This window comes from Anaerolineae bacterium, assembly GCA_035529315.1.
GTDB lineage: Bacteria > Desulfobacterota > Desulfobacteria > Desulfobacterales > ETH-SRB1 > Desulfaltia.
The window spans coordinates 1-16,069 of the sequence record DATKWZ010000010.1 but is presented as its reverse complement, the minus strand read 5'-3'; the positions used below and the strand labels follow the sequence as shown (position 1 = coordinate 16,069).

Annotated in this window: 12 protein-coding genes; 11 read left to right on the top strand and 1 reads right to left on the bottom strand. The window is 44.7% G+C overall.

Going from position 1 to position 16,069, the window contains the following annotated elements; all coding sequences use genetic code 11:
• The first annotated feature begins 8 nt into the window (after positions 1-8).
• The 11 genes from VMW78_01595 to VMW78_01545 all read left to right on the top strand — a co-directional run bounded on the left by VMW78_01595 (position 9) and on the right by VMW78_01545 (position 15,051).
• Positions 9-2,402, top strand: a complete 2,394-nt coding sequence (locus VMW78_01595) for an FAD-dependent oxidoreductase (protein ID HUV49700.1) — start codon at positions 9-11, stop codon at positions 2,400-2,402.
• Positions 2,380-3,525: a glutamine-hydrolyzing carbamoyl-phosphate synthase small subunit gene (gene carA, locus VMW78_01590; GenBank protein HUV49699.1), complete on the top strand. Its 1,146-nt coding sequence runs from the start codon at positions 2,380-2,382 to the stop codon at positions 3,523-3,525. Before VMW78_01595 ends, carA begins: the two co-directional genes overlap by 23 nt.
• Before the next feature lie 212 nt (positions 3,526-3,737).
• Positions 3,738-6,959, top strand: coding sequence for a carbamoyl-phosphate synthase large subunit (gene carB / locus VMW78_01585; GenBank protein HUV49698.1), 3,222 nt, complete (start codon positions 3,738-3,740; stop codon positions 6,957-6,959).
• 12 nt (positions 6,960-6,971) lie between these two features.
• Positions 6,972-8,384, top strand: a complete 1,413-nt coding sequence (purF, locus tag VMW78_01580; protein HUV49697.1) for an amidophosphoribosyltransferase — start codon at positions 6,972-6,974, stop codon at positions 8,382-8,384.
• A gap of 46 nt (positions 8,385-8,430) precedes the next feature.
• On the top strand, positions 8,431-9,069 hold the full coding sequence (hisH, locus tag VMW78_01575) for an imidazole glycerol phosphate synthase subunit HisH (GenBank protein HUV49696.1): 639 nt from the start codon (positions 8,431-8,433) through the stop codon (positions 9,067-9,069).
• Entirely contained in the window at positions 9,059-9,838 is a 780-nt protein-coding gene (gene hisF, locus VMW78_01570) for an imidazole glycerol phosphate synthase subunit HisF (GenBank protein ID HUV49695.1), read from the top strand. The genes hisH and hisF overlap by 11 nt, the downstream gene beginning before the upstream one ends.
• Positions 9,839-9,928: 90 nt before the next feature.
• Complete coding sequence (gene guaA / locus VMW78_01565; protein HUV49694.1) at positions 9,929-11,458, top strand: glutamine-hydrolyzing GMP synthase; 1,530 nt, start codon at positions 9,929-9,931, stop codon at positions 11,456-11,458.
• Positions 11,459-11,769: 311 nt separating this feature from the next.
• Entirely contained in the window at positions 11,770-12,186 is a 417-nt protein-coding gene (locus VMW78_01560; GenBank protein HUV49693.1) for an addiction module protein, read from the top strand.
• A 150-nt stretch (positions 12,187-12,336) separates the two neighbouring features.
• On the top strand, positions 12,337-12,804 hold the full coding sequence (locus VMW78_01555) for a hypothetical protein (protein ID HUV49692.1): 468 nt from the start codon (positions 12,337-12,339) through the stop codon (positions 12,802-12,804).
• A gap of 2 nt (positions 12,805-12,806) precedes the next feature.
• Positions 12,807-13,121 carry a hypothetical protein gene (locus VMW78_01550; protein HUV49691.1) on the top strand — a complete coding sequence of 105 codons (315 nt, stop codon included), beginning with the start codon at positions 12,807-12,809 and terminating at the stop codon, positions 13,119-13,121.
• Positions 13,122-13,896: 775 nt separating this feature from the next.
• Entirely contained in the window at positions 13,897-15,051 is a 1,155-nt protein-coding gene (locus tag VMW78_01545; GenBank protein HUV49690.1) for a KamA family radical SAM protein, read from the top strand.
• Between the two features lie 84 nt (positions 15,052-15,135).
• Here the strand turns inward: VMW78_01545 and glnA are convergent.
• A partial coding sequence (gene glnA / locus VMW78_01540) for a type I glutamate--ammonia ligase (GenBank protein ID HUV49689.1) occupies positions 15,136-16,069 on the bottom strand: 934 nt, incomplete at its 5' end.

The following is a 16,069-nucleotide window of genomic DNA, read 5'->3' as shown; positions in this document are numbered from 1 at the left end:
ATTGAGGGATGGATAAAGAACAATATGTAATTTCCGGCAAAAAGGACAGATATCGTCTTGATTCACGTGCTCTCGAAGAAGAGATTCAGGATGCCGTTGCTCGTGGATATAGATATCTTAAAATAAAAGCCTATGGTCAGCATGGAATCGGCGGGCGGCTATGGAAGGCCGGAAAAGAGGCCGTTCACATAGAAATAGACGGTTATAGTGGACAGCGCACCGGTTCCCTTGGATTTCCAAACACATATATAGAAATAATGGGCTCTGCTTCTGATGATGTTGGCTGGTTGAACGCCGGCGCGCAAATCATTATTCATGGAAATGCCTCAAACGGCGTGGCAAATGGTATGGCTCAGGGAAAGGTTTATGTGAGCGGCAGTATCGGCGCAAGGGGTATGACCATGACGAAACATAATCCGCGCTTTGATCCGCCTGAACTGTGGGTGCTGGGGTCAGTGGGAGATTATTTCGGCGAATTCATGGCAGGAGGCATTTCAGTCGTCTGCGGGTTTGAAGCCCAGACTCCTGACAATATCCTGGGATATCGTCCTTTTGTCGGTATGGTTGGCGGCAAAGTATTTTTTCGCGGCCCCCACGGAGGATTCAGCCATGCAGACTCAAAGATTGTGCCTGTTGAGGATGAAGATTGGAACTGGTTTATAAAAAATCTTAAGATCTTTCTTAAAAGCATAAAACGCCCCGAACTTTTTGAAAAAATATCATACAGGAAGGAGTGGCAGCTTCTAATTGCACGCTCTCCCCATGAAAGGCTTGAAGGCCGGAGCAGATCCATGCAATCTTTCAGGGATGGTATTTGGGATAAGGAGCTTGGCAAAGGAGGTTTGATTGGCGATCTTACAGATATTGACAGAAGTCCTATTCCAATAATTACAACCGGTGATTTAAGGCGTTTTGTTCCTGTATGGGAAAACCGGAAATATATGGCTCCCTGTGAAGCCGCTTGCCCAATTGGTATTCCTGTTCATAAAAGATGGGCTATGATTCGGGATGGTCGTGTGGATGAGGCTCTGGATCTGGCTCTTTCATATACACCATTTCCAGCCACAGTTTGCGGGTATCTATGTCCAAACCCATGTATGAAGGCCTGCACCCGGATTTCAGATTCCATGTCTCCAATTGATGTAACAAAGCTCGGACAGGTAAGTATAAAGGCGAATCTTCCGGAACTGCCGCCGGAAAGCGGGAAAAAAATTGCAGTAATTGGAGGAGGGCCGGCAGGAATATCCATAGCCTGGCAGCTCCGAATGCAGGGACATAAAGCAACTGTTTATGACATGGCAAAGAGATTGGGCGGAAAGATATCTTCGGTTATTCCAGACAGCCGTATTCCTCGCGAAGTCTTTTCAACTGAACTGGAAAGGGTTGAAAAGGTAATATCTCATGTGCATCTTCAGCAACGTCTTGACAAAAAAGAAATGGAGCAATTAAGGGAAGACTTTGACTTCATCGTTATAGCCGCGGGTGCATATACACCCAGAACCCTTCCAGTGCCTGGAAAAAAAAGGATGATTACCGCCTTTGACTTTCTAATACAGGCAAAGCAGGGAAAGGCAAAACCTGGGAAGCGTGTTGTGATAATAGGCGCTGGAAATGTCGGCTGTGATGTTGCCAGTGAAGCCCACAGGTTGGGAGCAAAAGAAATTATGCTGATCGATGTCCAGGAACCGGCCTCATTCGGCAAGGAAAGGGAAAGCGCAGAGGCTATCGGGGCAACGTTCAAGTGGCCCTGCTTTACAAAGGAGATTACCGAAGAAGGGGTAATGCTTACAACAGGAGAGATAATTCCTGCCGACACAATTATAATATCTATTGGAGATGTGCCGGATCTGCAATTTCTTCCAAAAAATGTGGCCACTGAGAGAGGATTTATTGTAGTAAATGAGCATTATCAGACAACCGACGCAAAAATTTTTGCCATTGGAGATGTTGTAAGGCCAGGGCTGTTGACAGATGCAATAGGAGCCGGTAGGAAGGCCGCGAATGCGATTATCGATATTATTGACGGAAAGCGCCCATTGGGCGATACCCGCCAAAGGATTGATCGCAACCGGGTATCTCTTGAATATTTTGATCCAAGGGTGACGTTTTTTGATGATCTTGATCATTGTGGATCTCAATGTTCCTCGTGCGGAACTTGCAGGGATTGCGGAATCTGTGTAGCTGTCTGTCCTGAAAGCGCGATTAGCAGACAGGAAAGAGAAAAGGATGATTTTGAATATATTGTGGATGAAACCAGGTGTATAGGCTGCGGATTTTGCGCGGGTGCATGCCCTTGCGGGATCTGGAATCTTGTGGGAAATGACCCTTTCACAGGGATCACGGGGCAGGGATCACGGGGCAGGGATCAGGGGTTAGGGCATGAAAGCATTATTAGCGCTTGAAGACGGACGTACCTTTACATGCCGGTCTTTTACAGGGCCCGGAGAGGCCTGGGGTGAAGTTGTGTTTAATACAAGCATGACAGGATACCAGGAGGTTCTTACTGATCCCTCATATAGAGGACAGATAGTGACAATGACCTATCCTCTGATAGGAAACTATGGCGTTAATCCTGAAGATGTCGAGTCTGATCGCATACAGGTCTCTGGTTTCCTTGTTAAAGAATATCAAAATTTTCCAAGCAATTTCAGATCCACTTCCACACTTGCGGATTATTTAAAATCCGGCTTTAATGGAAAAAGTGTTCTTGGGATAGAGGAGCTTGATACACGCGCGCTTACAAGGCATATCCGGAATGCCGGCGCCATGCGGGCATTTATTTCAACACATGATCTTGACCAATTGTCATGCGTGAAAAAGGCAAAGAAGATACCCTGCATAGCAGGGCAGGATCTTGTGAGGGATGTAACTACCAGGCTTCCCTATTATTGGATTGACGGAAGGCGGGTTTCGGTTGATCGCGACTTAATGTTTGATAAAACCATTTGGAGACATAAAGGAAAGAAACATTCGGTTATCGCCTTTGACTTTGGGATAAAATATAATATTTTAAGATGCCTGGAAAAGGCAGGATTTGAAATCATCGTTGTGCCGGCTTCAACATCTGCTGATACTGTAAAAGCAATGGAACCTGATGGGGTTTTTCTTTCCAACGGCCCTGGTGATCCTGAACCTGTTACATATGCCATAGAAACCATAAGGGAGCTTTTGGGATATCGGCCCATGTTTGGTATATGCCTTGGACATCAGATAATGGCGCTCGCCCTGGGCGGAAAAACTTTTAAATTAAAATTCGGTCACCGGGGCGCTAATCAGCCTGTTAAGAATCTTTTAACCGGAAAGGTCGAGATTACTTCTCAAAACCATGGATTTGTTGTAGATGTCGATAGCCTGAGTAATAAAGATGTTGAAATAACCCACATAAATTTAAATGATAATACTTTGGAAGGCTTCAGACATACGAAATATCCTGTTTTTTCAGTGCAATACCATCCTGAAGCATCTCCCGGTCCCCATGATTCAAAATATCTCTTTGATGAATTTAAAAAAATGATAACATCTTAGCCCTTTGAAAAAAACTTTTAAAGATTTCTCCCTTCGGTCGAAATGACAAAGAAGAAAGTTTTTGTTCAGGCGCTAATTATTAATTTTGATGAACTGAAAGTTGCAACCAAACGCAAAGTAAAGGATTTTAATGAGGATTTACATGATAAGTTTTGATGTTTTAATCCTGAATATCCTGTTAATCTTGTCAAAAAAAATTTTTTAATGAAATAATGCCGAAACGCACAGACATACATAAGATTCTTATAATCGGAGCCGGTCCCATAATCATTAGCCAGGGTTGTGAGTTTGATTACTCGGGTACTCAGGCGTGCAAGGCCTTAAAAGAGGAAGGTTATAAGGTTGTTCTCGTCAACAGCAATCCCGCGACGATCATGACCGATCCTGAAATAGCCGATCAAACCTATATTGAGCCTGTTACCCCTGAGATAGTTGCGATGGTAATCGAAAGGGAGCGGCCTGATGCTTTGCTTCCGACCCTGGGCGGCCAGACAGGGCTTAATACAGCCGTTCAAGTTGCAGAGATGGGCGTGTTAGACAAATTCGGTGTCGAGATGATAGGGGCGTCGATTGAATCCATAAAAAAGGCTGAAGACAGGGACCTTTTCCGAAATTCAATGGAGAGGATAGGGCTTCGCATACCCAAAAGCGGGATAGCAACAGATATGGTGCAGGTCGCAGCCATAGCAGATAAGATTGGATTTCCGATCATTATTCGGCCGAGCTTCACCCTTGGAGGAACAGGGGGCGGTGTTGCCTATAATCCCGAAGACCTGGAAAAACTATCCAAAACAGGGTTGGACGCAAGTTTAATCGGGCAGATAATGCTTGAGGAATCTGTGTTGGGCTGGAAGGAATATGAACTTGAGGTCATGCGGGATAAGAATGATAATGTTGTTATTGTATGCTCCATAGAGAATATGGACCCCATGGGCATACACACGGGCGACAGTATTACGGTCGCTCCGATCCAGACCTTAAGCGATAAAGAATACCAGGTGATGAGGGATGCCTCTATTGCAATCATGCGTGAAATAGGGGTTGATACCGGGGGCTCAAATGTACAGTTTGCCGTCAATCCTGAAAACGGGGAAATGATTGTTGTTGAGATGAATCCAAGGGTTTCGCGAAGCAGCGCTCTTGCTTCAAAGGCCACAGGTTTCCCTATTGCCAGGATAGCCGCTAAACTGGCGGTGGGATATACCCTTGATGAAATTCCAAACGACATTACAGGGAAGACACTTGCGTCCTTTGAGCCGGCCCTTGATTACTGTGTAGTCAAAATACCGCGATGGACTTTTGAAAAATTCCCTGAAACCAAAGATTACCTTACCACGGCCATGAAATCTGTCGGTGAAACAATGGCCATCGGCAGAACATTTAAGGAAGCTCTGCAGAAAGCTTTAAGATCACTTGAAACAGGACGTTACGGTTTGGGCGGTGATGGTAAGGATAACGAGGAATTATCTTTAAATCAAATCCAGCAGAAACTCGCAACGCCAAATTCCGAGAGAATTTTTTATCTTCGTTATGCCCTGATTAAAGGAATGTCGATTCAATCCATTTATGGGTTAACCCGCATTGATCCATGGTTTCTGTATCAGCTTAAGCAAGTAGTTGAACTTGAACGGGAGATTGCTTCAACCCTTACGACCAGGAATGATGAAACTTCAATTTCGCTGTTAAAAAAAGCAAAGTCGTGGGGTTTTTCAGATATACAGATAGCCTGTCTTACAGGTTTCAGTGAAAAAAGTGTGGAGAAAAACCGCAAGGCCCTCGGCATCCGTCCTGTTTACAAGCTTGTTGATACATGCGCAGCAGAATTCAAGGCTTCAACACCATATTTCTATTCCACCTATGAGATGGAGAGCGAAGCAAGGGTTTCTGACAAAAAGAAGGTGATGATTTTAGGAGGGGGCCCCAACAGAATAGGGCAGGGGATTGAATTCGATTATTGTTGCGTCCATGCTTCTTTTGCGCTTAGGGAAGAAGGTGTCGAAAGCATAATGGTAAACAGTAATCCTGAAACTGTGAGCACAGATTACGACACATCCGACAAGCTTTATTTTGAACCTCTTACAAAGGAGGATGTGCTGCACATTTTTGAAACTGAAAAGCCTATGGGAGTGATTGTCCAGTTCGGCGGTCAGACCCCTTTAAATCTTGCCGTTCCTTTGGCTGAGGCCGGTGTCCCCATATTGGGTACACAGCCGGAAAGTATTAATCGCGCTGAAGATCGTGAGCTTTTTCAGGCCATGTTAAAAAAGCTGGGCCTTGTTCAGCCTGCAAACGGCACTGCTGTAAATGTTGAAGAGGCCGTGGCTGTTGCGGAAGAGATCGGATATCCTGTAATCGTCAGGCCTTCCTATGTGCTTGGCGGAAGGGCGATGAAGATAGTATATAATCGGAAGGATCTGGAAAATTTTACAAGGCTTGCCATCCTGGCATCTCCGGGGCATCCGGTGCTGATAGACAAGTTTCTGGAAGATGCTGTTGAGGTTGATGTGGATGCAATTTCAGATGGAAAGACAAGCACAATCGGCGGCATTATGGAGCATATTGAGGAGGCCGGCATCCATTCAGGTGATTCGGCCTGTGTTCTTCCTCCGTACAGCCTGGATACCGATACTCTGGAAGAAATAATAATCGCTACAAAAGCCATGGCGTCGGAATTAAATGTCATAGGCCTGATAAATGTGCAATATGCTATTAGGGATAATCGTATATATGTGCTTGAAGTAAATCCAAGGGCTTCCAGGACAATTCCGTTTGTCAGCAAGGCGACCGGTGTGCCCCTTGCAAAGCTCGCCACAAAGGTTATGCTTGGTCGCAGCTTAAACGAACTTGGTTTTACCTGCCAAAGAATTCCCAATCATGTTTCAGTAAAGGAGGCTGTGCTTCCGTTTGACAGGTTTCCTGATGTTGACACACTTCTTGGGCCTGAGATGAAATCAACCGGAGAGGTCATGGGCATAGGATCGAAATTCGGGTCTGCTTATGCCAAGGCACAGATCGGGGCTGGACAGAACCTACCTGTTTCTGGAACAGTTTTTATCAGTGTAAAGAATAGTGATAAAGAAGCAGCCCTTTCCGTCGCATCTCAATATAGCGACATAGGTTTTACGATTATGGCAACCTGTGGAACTTCATTGTTCCTGGCTAAACACGGAATAGAAAATAAAATGATAAACAAGGTTTCTCTTGGTCGCCCGCATGTCGTGGATGCGATCAAGAACAAAGAGATTCAACTGGTTATAAATACGGGTTCAGGAGGAGAAACCAAACATGACGGGTATGATATAAGACGCGCTACCATAAAATATAATATCCCTTATGCCACAACAGTAGCCGGCGCAATGGCCATGTGCAGGGGAATAACGGCAATAAAAAGAAAAAAGTTTTCGGTTAAATCGATTCAGGAGTATAATAAGTAAGATGATAATATAATGGAAAGATACCTGGAAAAACCCCGGGAAGCATGTGGACTGTTTGGTCTTTGCGGTTATCCTGAAGCAGCCAAGATTACATATTTTGGTTTGTATGCTCTCCAGCACAGGGGGCAAGAAAGCGCCGGCATAGCAACAGCCGGCAACAAAAACATCACAGCGTTCAAGGGAATGGGGCTTGTGCCTGATGTTTTCGAGAAGACCCATCTGGAGCAATTAAAGGGTGAAAGCGCTATAGGACATGTCCGTTATTCCACAACAGGAAGTTCGGTGCTCTCCAATGCACAACCTTTTGTTATACATCACAGAAAAAAATCTTATGCTGTCGCCCACAACGGCAATCTGGTAAACGCGTATAGCCTGAAAAATGAGCTTGAAACAACCGGATCGATTTTTCAGACCACCACGGACAGCGAGATTTTTCTCCATCTTTTTGTAAAAAGCCTGAAATTAGGATTTGAAGAGGCTCTTGTTGAAACTGTATCCAGGATGAAAGGCGCCTTTTCTTTTATTATGCTTACAAGCAACGGAGAGGTCATTGGCATAAAGGATCCAAACGGTTTCAGGCCCCTGTGTCTCGGAAAACTTAATGGATGCTATGTGCTTGCGTCGGAAACATGCGCTCTTGATCTTGTTGAGGCGAAGTTTATAAGGGAGCTCGATCCAGGCGAGATAGTCATTATAGGAGAAAACGGGATAAAAAGCATAAAGTCGCCCATTACTGCAAAACGAACATTTTGCATATTTGAATTGATCTATTTTGCAAGGCCGGACAGCACAATATTCGGGCTTAATGTTTATCAAACGAGAAAGACGCATGGCAGATGCCTTGCCGGAGAAGCTCATGTTGAAGCAGATTTTGTTATGCCTTTTCCTGATTCAGGAACTTATGCGGCTTTGGGTTATTCGGAAGCTTCCGGCATCCCCTTTGAGATGGCTATGATCCGGAATCACTATGTGGGCAGAACATTTATTCAACCAACACAGAGCATGCGTGATTTTGGTGTAAGGGTAAAACTGAATCCTGTAAAAGAGCTTTTAAAGGGCAAAGATATTATTATAATAGACGATTCAATAATACGTGGAACCACAGTTAAGACAAGAGTAAAAGCCCTGCGTGAGTTAGGCGTAAAGAGGGTGCATATACGCGTTAGCTCCCCTCCGCTTCGCTTTCCATGTCATTATGGAATAGATTTTCCGACCAAAGGTGAATTGATAGCGGCAAACAAATCTATTAAAGAGCTTCGCGAGCTGCTGGGCCTGGATTCTCTTCATTATATCAGTCTTGAGGGTCTTCTTAAGTCAACCGGTATGGATAGCCCTGAGAATAACTTCTGCAAAGCATGTTTTGATGGATGCTACCCTGTAGGATTTGATGAAGGCCTGTCAAAGGACTGTCTGGAAAGGAGATAAACCTTGACCTTTAGTGCTCGGAGCTCTAATAATATAAGTAAACATAATGATTGCAATTATTGATTATAAGGCCGGCAACCTGAGCAGTGTGGAGCGTGCCCTGAAAAAATTGGGCTATGGGTGCAGGATTACTCAACGCCGGGAGGAAATCTTGAGCTGTGAAAGGATCATCTTTCCGGGTGTAGGGGCAGCCGGCAAGGCCATGTCCGATCTAAAGCGCCTGGGGTTGGATGAGGTGTTGAGGTATGAGTTTAATGCCGGCAAGCCGATCCTTGGGATATGTCTCGGCGCGCAGATTATTTTGGAAAGGAGCCGTGAAAATGAAGCCGGGTGTTTAGGGCTTATCAAGGGAAATGTTGAATTGTTTCCTCAGCCGCTTTTTTCTGAAGAAAAGGATCGGCTCAAAATACCCCATATGGGCTGGAACAGCGTAAATTTGCGGAAAGAACATCCGGTTCTGGAAGGTATCGCCCCGGAAGATGAGTTCTATTTTGTGCATGCGTATTATACTCTGCCTGCATCGGATAAATATGTGTTCGGGACGACTTGCCATGGTATGGAGTTTGCCTCTGTCATTGGCCATAAGAACCTGATAGCAGTGCAATTTCATCCGGAAAAGAGCGGCAAGGCAGGGCTGAGGCTTTTGGAGAATTTTTGCATTTGGGATGGTCGCCATGCTGAGTAAAAGGATCATACCCTGTCTTGATGTGAGAGACGGCAAAACCACCAAGGGTATAAAGTTTCAAGGCAATATCGATATCGGCGACCCTGTGGAGATGGCCCGTTTCTACTATAATGAAGGGGCTGATGAAATCGTCTTTTACGACATAACCGCTTCAAGCGACCGCCGGGACATTATGATAGACGTGGTGCGCCGTGTGGCTGAAGAGATCTTCATACCATTTTCCGTAGGGGGCGGGATCAGGACCATTGAAGATATGCGCCGTGTGCTTCTGGCTGGTGCGGAAAAGGTGAGCGTAAACACGGCGGCTGTCCAAAACCCTGAAATCATCGCGGATGGCGCGCGCGCCTTTGGAAGCCAGTGCATTGTGCTCGGTATGGATGTCAAAAAGGTGGAGGTCTCTCGCAAGATCCCGTCAGGATATGAGATTGTCATTAATGGAGGCAGGACTTATACGGGCCTTGATGCCCTTGAGTGGGCAAAGAAGGCGGAAAGCATGGGGGCAGGAGAGATTTGCCTTAATTCCATTGATGCAGACGGGACCCGGCAGGGTTATGAAATGGCCTTGACTCCACTCATATCTGAGAACGTTAATATCCCGGTCATCGCTTCCGGCGGCGCCGGAAACATAGACCATATCTACGATGTCCTGACAAAGGGCAAGGCTGATGCGGCCCTTGTTGCATCGATGGTTCACCATGGCACGCATACGATAAGGCAAATCAAGGAAGCTCTGCACGCTCAGGGAGTGAAGGTTCGTATGTGGTGGTAATCGTTTTTAACGAATTATTAATTTTGAATGTTGAATTAAAAACTCAAAACTATATTTAACCTAAGTTGAGCGATTTTTAAGGAAATAAACGTGATCTTGATCATTGACTTTGGTTCCCAGTACAACCAGCTCATCGCCAGACGGGTGCGTGAGCATCGTGTCTATTGCCGGATTGAACCCCCCTGGATCAGCCTTGCCGAGATCAAAGCGCTGGCGCCCGAGGGGATCATATTTTCCGGAGGCCCTGCAAGCATATATGAAGAGAACAGCCCGCGGGTGGACCTTGGAATCTTTGACCTGGGTATTCCGATTCTCGGTATCTGTTATGGCATGCAGTACATGGCGGATGCCCTGGGAGGAGAGGTAAAGAGGGCGGATAAGAGGGAATACGGCCTTGTTGAACTCCGAATAAAAGATGCCACAGGCATTTTTTATGGAATCGAGAAAAAGACAAATTGCTGGATGAGCCATAGAGACATGGTCAGCAGCCTGCCCAGGGGTTTCAGGGTGACGGCATCAACCGCGAGTACCGGTGTGGCGGCCATGGAAAATCCCTTAAAAAGGTTCTACGGATTACAACTCCACCCTGAAGTCGCCCATACCCCCATGGGGAAAACCATGTTGAAGAATTTTCTGTTTGCCACCTGCGGGTGCAGGAAGACCTGGACGATGAAATCTTTTATCAAGGAATCGGTTCAGGAGATAAGGGCCCTGGTCGGAGACCAGAGAGTGATCCTTGGCTTAAGTGGAGGTGTTGATTCCTCGGTGACAGCGCTTCTTCTCCATCAGGCTATCGGCAAGCAATTGATTTGCATCTTTGTCGACAACGGTCTCTTGAGGCAAGGTGAGGCAGAGCAGGTCAAGCGGCTCTTTAAGAAGCACTTCAAGATGAATCTAAGATTTATCAGCGCTAAAAGGGTGTTTCTGAATCTATTAAAGGGGGTTGTTGATCCTGAAAAGAAGCGGAAGATTATCGGGCGCGCGTTTATAGAAATCTTTGAAAAAGAGGCACACAAACTCCAGGGCGTGAAATTTCTTGCCCAGGGAACACTTTATCCGGATATCATCGAGTCAAGGTCGGTTTACGGAGGCCCCAGCGCGGTGATCAAATCGCACCACAATGTGGGTGGGCTCCCAAAGAACATGAAGCTTAAACTCATTGAACCGCTCAAACACCTTTTCAAAGATGAAGTGCGTGTCCTTGGAAAAAAACTCGGACTCCCGGAAGATCTTGTCTGGAGACAACCCTTCCCGGGTCCGGGTCTTGCTATTCGAATTATCGGTGATGTCACCCAGGCAAGGCTTTCCATCTTGCGGAACCTGGACGTGATTCTCCTTGAGGAAATCAAGGAGAACGGCCTGTACAGGAAGGTCTGGCAGTCCTTTGCCGTGCTTCTCCCGCTGAAAAGTGTGGGGATTATGGGAGACCAGAGGACTTACGAACACATTGCAGCCATTCGGGCGGTGACCAGCGCAGATGCCATGACCGCGGACTGGGCCAGGCTTCCCCACTCTCTGTTAGGCAGGATCTCCAACCGCATTATTAATGAAGTAAGAGGTGTTAATCGCGTAGTCTATGACATCAGTTCCAAGCCGCCCAGCACCATTGAGTGGGAATAGTCCGCTTCAATTACCCCATCTCTTTTCTGCCCATATTTGAAGTATAGGTTTAAGAAAAATTTTTAGTAACTATTCAGCCACAGATCTACACAGATGAACGCAGATAGATTTAAATACAAACTCACTATCTCGAACTTTCTCTGATACGAAATCCTCCTGAATCCCCCTTTGGCAAAAAAAAGGGGGGGGCAGGGGGGATTTGTCAGTATGGCAACATTTGTTTTATTGTAATTTACAACACTTTGTGTTATTCGCTGTAAAAAATACGATACATATTTAGACCGTATATTCCATGATATGTGAAGAAAAAAATGGAACCAGACAAAATTGCCGCTGAAATAAACAGTTTGAACCTACCACAAAAGCTTATTCTTGTTGAAGATATTTGGGACTCAATTGCCTTGGATAGCGGGAAGCTACCGCTGTCGAAACGGCAAAAAAAGGAACTTGCCAAAAGATACAATGAATACAATCAAGGCAAACTGGAACTGCCTCAACAGATAATGCTGTTTAAGAAGCATGAGCCTGAAAAACTACTGCGAGACTTATCCGATGCTTTAGGATGTGATCTTGAATTATTCAGAGAATCTTTAAGAATACCGGAAAAAGATAAGGTGGCCAGAGATTTGATGATATATTTTTTGTGGAGATGTGACCCCAAAGTTGCACAACAATTTCGAAGACTTCCAGTCAGCGCATCGACGGTGGGTTCAATTGGCGCTAACTGATGATAAGGCGAAAACCTATGGTTTTGGAATAAATAAAATGGAATATCGGAATATTAACTTGGTCCGACCCCAATTTCGATATAGAAAAGTAACCATTTATCGATGTACTGGTATTTGTCAATTAACCTTTAAGCGAAAGGAGTAAAAACGATGGAAAATGTTTTGCTGTTATTGCATCCTGTCACAGGGGGGCTGGCAACACTTGCGGCGTTATGGGTTTTTGTGGACACCCTGAATGCCGGTGATTCCTCGGTAGCCCGGATAAAAAACATAAGTTTAATCTGTGCGGTCTTGATGTGGCTGACCTACTTTCTGGGAGGTTATTTTTACATCGTCTATTACGGTGTGGACAAAGCATTTATAAAGGCGGGACCGTGGGCTTTCGGCCATAACTTTTTAATGGAGTTAAAGGAACACGTTTTTTTAATGCTGCTTCTGCTGGCCACCTACCTTCCGATTGTCGCGTCCGGCTATATTCCTTCCAATAAAGCAGTTAGAAAGATCGTTCTCTGGGTGGCGGGACTGATCGTGCCGACATCTCTTGCAATGGAAGGCTCCGGGGCTATTATCAGTGTTGCCGTAAAAGTCGCTTTACTTATAAAGACGAAAGGAATCTGACCATGGAAACCCTTGAAATCGGAAAATATACCAAGTCGTTCGGCTTATCCTTTGCGATAACCAGCGTTATCAGTGCACTGCTGGTCATCTTAAAAGAAACAAATGAAGGCACTGTCCTTAAGGCAATGGCAGCGCTTACCGGGCATCATTGGATAACTCACGGACTTTTTGACATTGTTCTGTTTGCGGTGCTTGGCTGGGCGTTGTCGAGATTCAACAATGGCCAGGGATTGAAAATATCAACGAACGCGATGATTGGAAGTATCGTTGCATCGGTCTTGGTAAGCGGTCTGCTAATTGCCGGATTTTATATCTAACCTGGGCATGAACCTCAAAAGAGCACAAAGAACACCGGGGTCTTGAAACTTGAATATTCGTGAATTTGGTCGTGCCTTGGGGTTCGTGCCTTGGGGTCTGACTATGGTAAGCTATTGGTAATACGACAAAAGGCCCCTATGTAGATACCTTTTAGAACGCTTAGAACCCGCTTTTTAGGGGTGAAAACAGCCCTCTAAGAAGGATGCTGAAAAATGCCACGAGCGAGACGATATTTCATCCCAGGCTACATACGGCATACCACGGTTAAACAGGCTACGCATTTAACCGTGGGAAGTAGGGGATGTTCTTCACATTATAAGTTTCTAATAAACGAAATGAGTGATACAGAAAATATATGCCAAGAAAAGCCAGTATTCACTTTTTGACGATACAAACTTATAAACTGAGAAATGTCCCATAAATACCTCTATGCCACGGCAAAACAGCCGCATATTAAAAATAGCATGCATTTTAGCCGTATTTCACATTTTAATATAAAACAAAGCTGAATACTAATACGTTGTATTGTTTATACTTTTTAACTTTGTTACGGGAAACAGCCATAATTAACTATAGAAGTTTAAGAATAAAGATAAAAAATCAGAAAAATTATTGAAATAAGAGAAAATAGATTGCTCATGGGGCAAACTTAGGCTTGACCCCTTATTTCACATAGTATACTGAAACAATTGCTCGACGCATTCGTTCAATATTAACGGTAATTAGCCCCTGGCTATTGGTTTTTCCTGTAAATTAACCAATGGAGAATTATTTATGGCATATAAAGAGATTTTGAGAAACTCTATAAGGACATTTGAGGATTTGGAGAAATGGCTTGCAGGACGGAAGGTAGCGGTTGACCCCAGACTCAAGGAAGTAATAGCCAAATATCCTATGAGAGTAAATACGTATTACCTCAGTCTCATTGAAAAGATGAATGACGGTATTTGGAAACAGGCAATTCCTGGTGTCGGGGAACTTGAGCATTATAAGGACCTGACAGCAGATCCACTGGATGAGGAAGGAGATATTCCGCTTGGTGGTCCAAGGACAATAATCCACAGGTATCCAGACAGGGTTTTATTGCTTATATCAAACGAGTGCTCAATGTATTGCAGATTCTGCACCAGAAAAAGAAAAGTAGGTGATGTCCGTAAGAATCCAACCACAGAGGATATAAAAAAGGGAATTGAATACGTTGCATCTCACGAAGATATCAGAGACGTATTAATCTCTGGTGGGGATCCGCTATTGATAACCCATAACAGACTTGATGACATCTTGGGAAAACTAAAAAAAATTCAACATCTTGAATTGATAAGAATCGGGACAAGAGTCCCATGCGTCTGGCCACAAAAGATTATTGAAGACAAAGAACTAATCGAGGTATTAAGAAAACATACACCCCAGTCACTTAAAGATCCGCAACTCTACATAAACACGCACTTCAATCATCCTAATGAAATAACTGCCAAAAGTTATCAGGCCATTAAAGTTTTAAGGGAACTGGGCATTCCCATAGGAAATCAAACTGTTTTGCTGAAGGGAGTTAACGATGACACAGATGTAATGAAAAACCTGCTACACGGCCTCGGGAAAATGGGAATAAAACCATATTATCTATATTATGCTGACCTTGTTGAGGGAACAGGTCATTTCAGGACAGATGTATACAGAGGAAAAGAAATCTGTAGAGACCTTTGCGGAACCACTACAGGTTTTCTGCGCCCACTTTATGTAGTAGATGCACAAGGTGGAAGAGGTAAAGTCCCTGTAGATCTCTGTTTTTCAGATGGAATTAGTGAAGATAAAAAAGGTGGAACTTTTACTTCACCGATTGGACTCGGAAAAGTCTACGTAAATGATCCAATTGAAAAAATAGAAGGGAAAAAAAGGAGAAACCAGGGGCAAACCAAACTAACATCTTGAAAAGACTCAAACATAATAAAAAGATATCCTCATCGAAGCTAGGGGACAAAGAGCACTCTTCTCCAGCTAAAATGGAGAAGAACCCTATATGTCGAAGTAAAGAAAGAATTCATGCGGATGCGGACGAAGTTTAACAGCGTTTACCTCGTTTTTGGTCTTATATTCAATCCATGTATCAATAACATCCTGAGTAAACACATCACCTTTAAGCAGGAAGGCGTGGTCTTTTTTTAAGGCGTCAAGAGCCTCTTCGAGAGAGCCGGGAGCAGACGGTATATCGGCAAGCTCTTCCGGCGGAAGACCATATATGTCTTTGTCTAATGGCTCACCAGGGTCAATCCTGTTTTCGATGCCGTCTAATACAGCCATCAGAATTGCTGAAAAGGCAAGGTACCCGTTACAGGATGGGTCAGGGGTTCGAAATTCAATCCGCTTTGCCTTTGGCGATGCGGAATACATTGGTATGCGGATTGCGGCACTCCGGTTACGGCTTGAATATGCCAGATTTACAGGAGCTTCAAAACCCGGTACAAGACGCTTGTAAGAATTGGTGGTCGGATTGGTAAGAGCACACAGCGCGCCGCAGTGTTTTAATATTCCTCCGATTCCGTAAAGAGCCTCCTGAGAAACCCCGGCATATTGATTACCCGCAAAGATTGGCTCTCCGTTTTTCCATATACTGATATGTGTGTGCATTCCAGAGCCATTATCCTCGAAAAGAGGTTTCGGCATAAATGTAACCGTACGGTTATCACGAGTTGCTATGTTTTTAAGCACATACTTAAACCACATGAGCTGATCACCCATTTGTAGAAGCGGTTTAAATCGCATATCAATTTCCGACTGCCCCGCTGTTGCGGCTTCGTGATGCTGGCATTCAACATCTATACCAAGTTTTTCAAGGGTGAGAAGCATTCGGGTGCGCAGGTCCTGAAATTTGTCTGTCGGAGGAACAGGAAAGTACCCTTGCTTATGCCTTGGTTTATAGCCAAGATTCGGGCATTCTTCTCTGCCGCTG

What these genes read in the sequence shown, in the direction of transcription:
- carB (HUV49698.1), top strand. Translation starts at nt 3,738, where the DNA reads ATGCCGAAACGCACAGACATACATAAGATTCTTATAATCGGAGCCGGT.
- VMW78_01555 (HUV49692.1), top strand. Translation starts at nt 12,337, where the DNA reads ATGGAAAATGTTTTGCTGTTATTGCATCCTGTCACAGGGGGGCTGGCA.
- VMW78_01595 (HUV49700.1), top strand. Translation starts at nt 9, where the DNA reads ATGGATAAAGAACAATATGTAATTTCCGGCAAAAAGGACAGATATCGT.
- VMW78_01545 (HUV49690.1), top strand. Translation starts at nt 13,897, where the DNA reads ATGGCATATAAAGAGATTTTGAGAAACTCTATAAGGACATTTGAGGAT.
- hisF (HUV49695.1), top strand. Translation starts at nt 9,059, where the DNA reads ATGCTGAGTAAAAGGATCATACCCTGTCTTGATGTGAGAGACGGCAAA.
- hisH (HUV49696.1), top strand. Translation starts at nt 8,431, where the DNA reads ATGATTGCAATTATTGATTATAAGGCCGGCAACCTGAGCAGTGTGGAG.
- VMW78_01550 (HUV49691.1), top strand. Translation starts at nt 12,807, where the DNA reads ATGGAAACCCTTGAAATCGGAAAATATACCAAGTCGTTCGGCTTATCC.
- carA (HUV49699.1), top strand. Translation starts at nt 2,380, where the DNA reads ATGAAAGCATTATTAGCGCTTGAAGACGGACGTACCTTTACATGCCGG.
- VMW78_01560 (HUV49693.1), top strand. Translation starts at nt 11,770, where the DNA reads ATGGAACCAGACAAAATTGCCGCTGAAATAAACAGTTTGAACCTACCA.
- purF (HUV49697.1), top strand. Translation starts at nt 6,972, where the DNA reads ATGGAAAGATACCTGGAAAAACCCCGGGAAGCATGTGGACTGTTTGGT.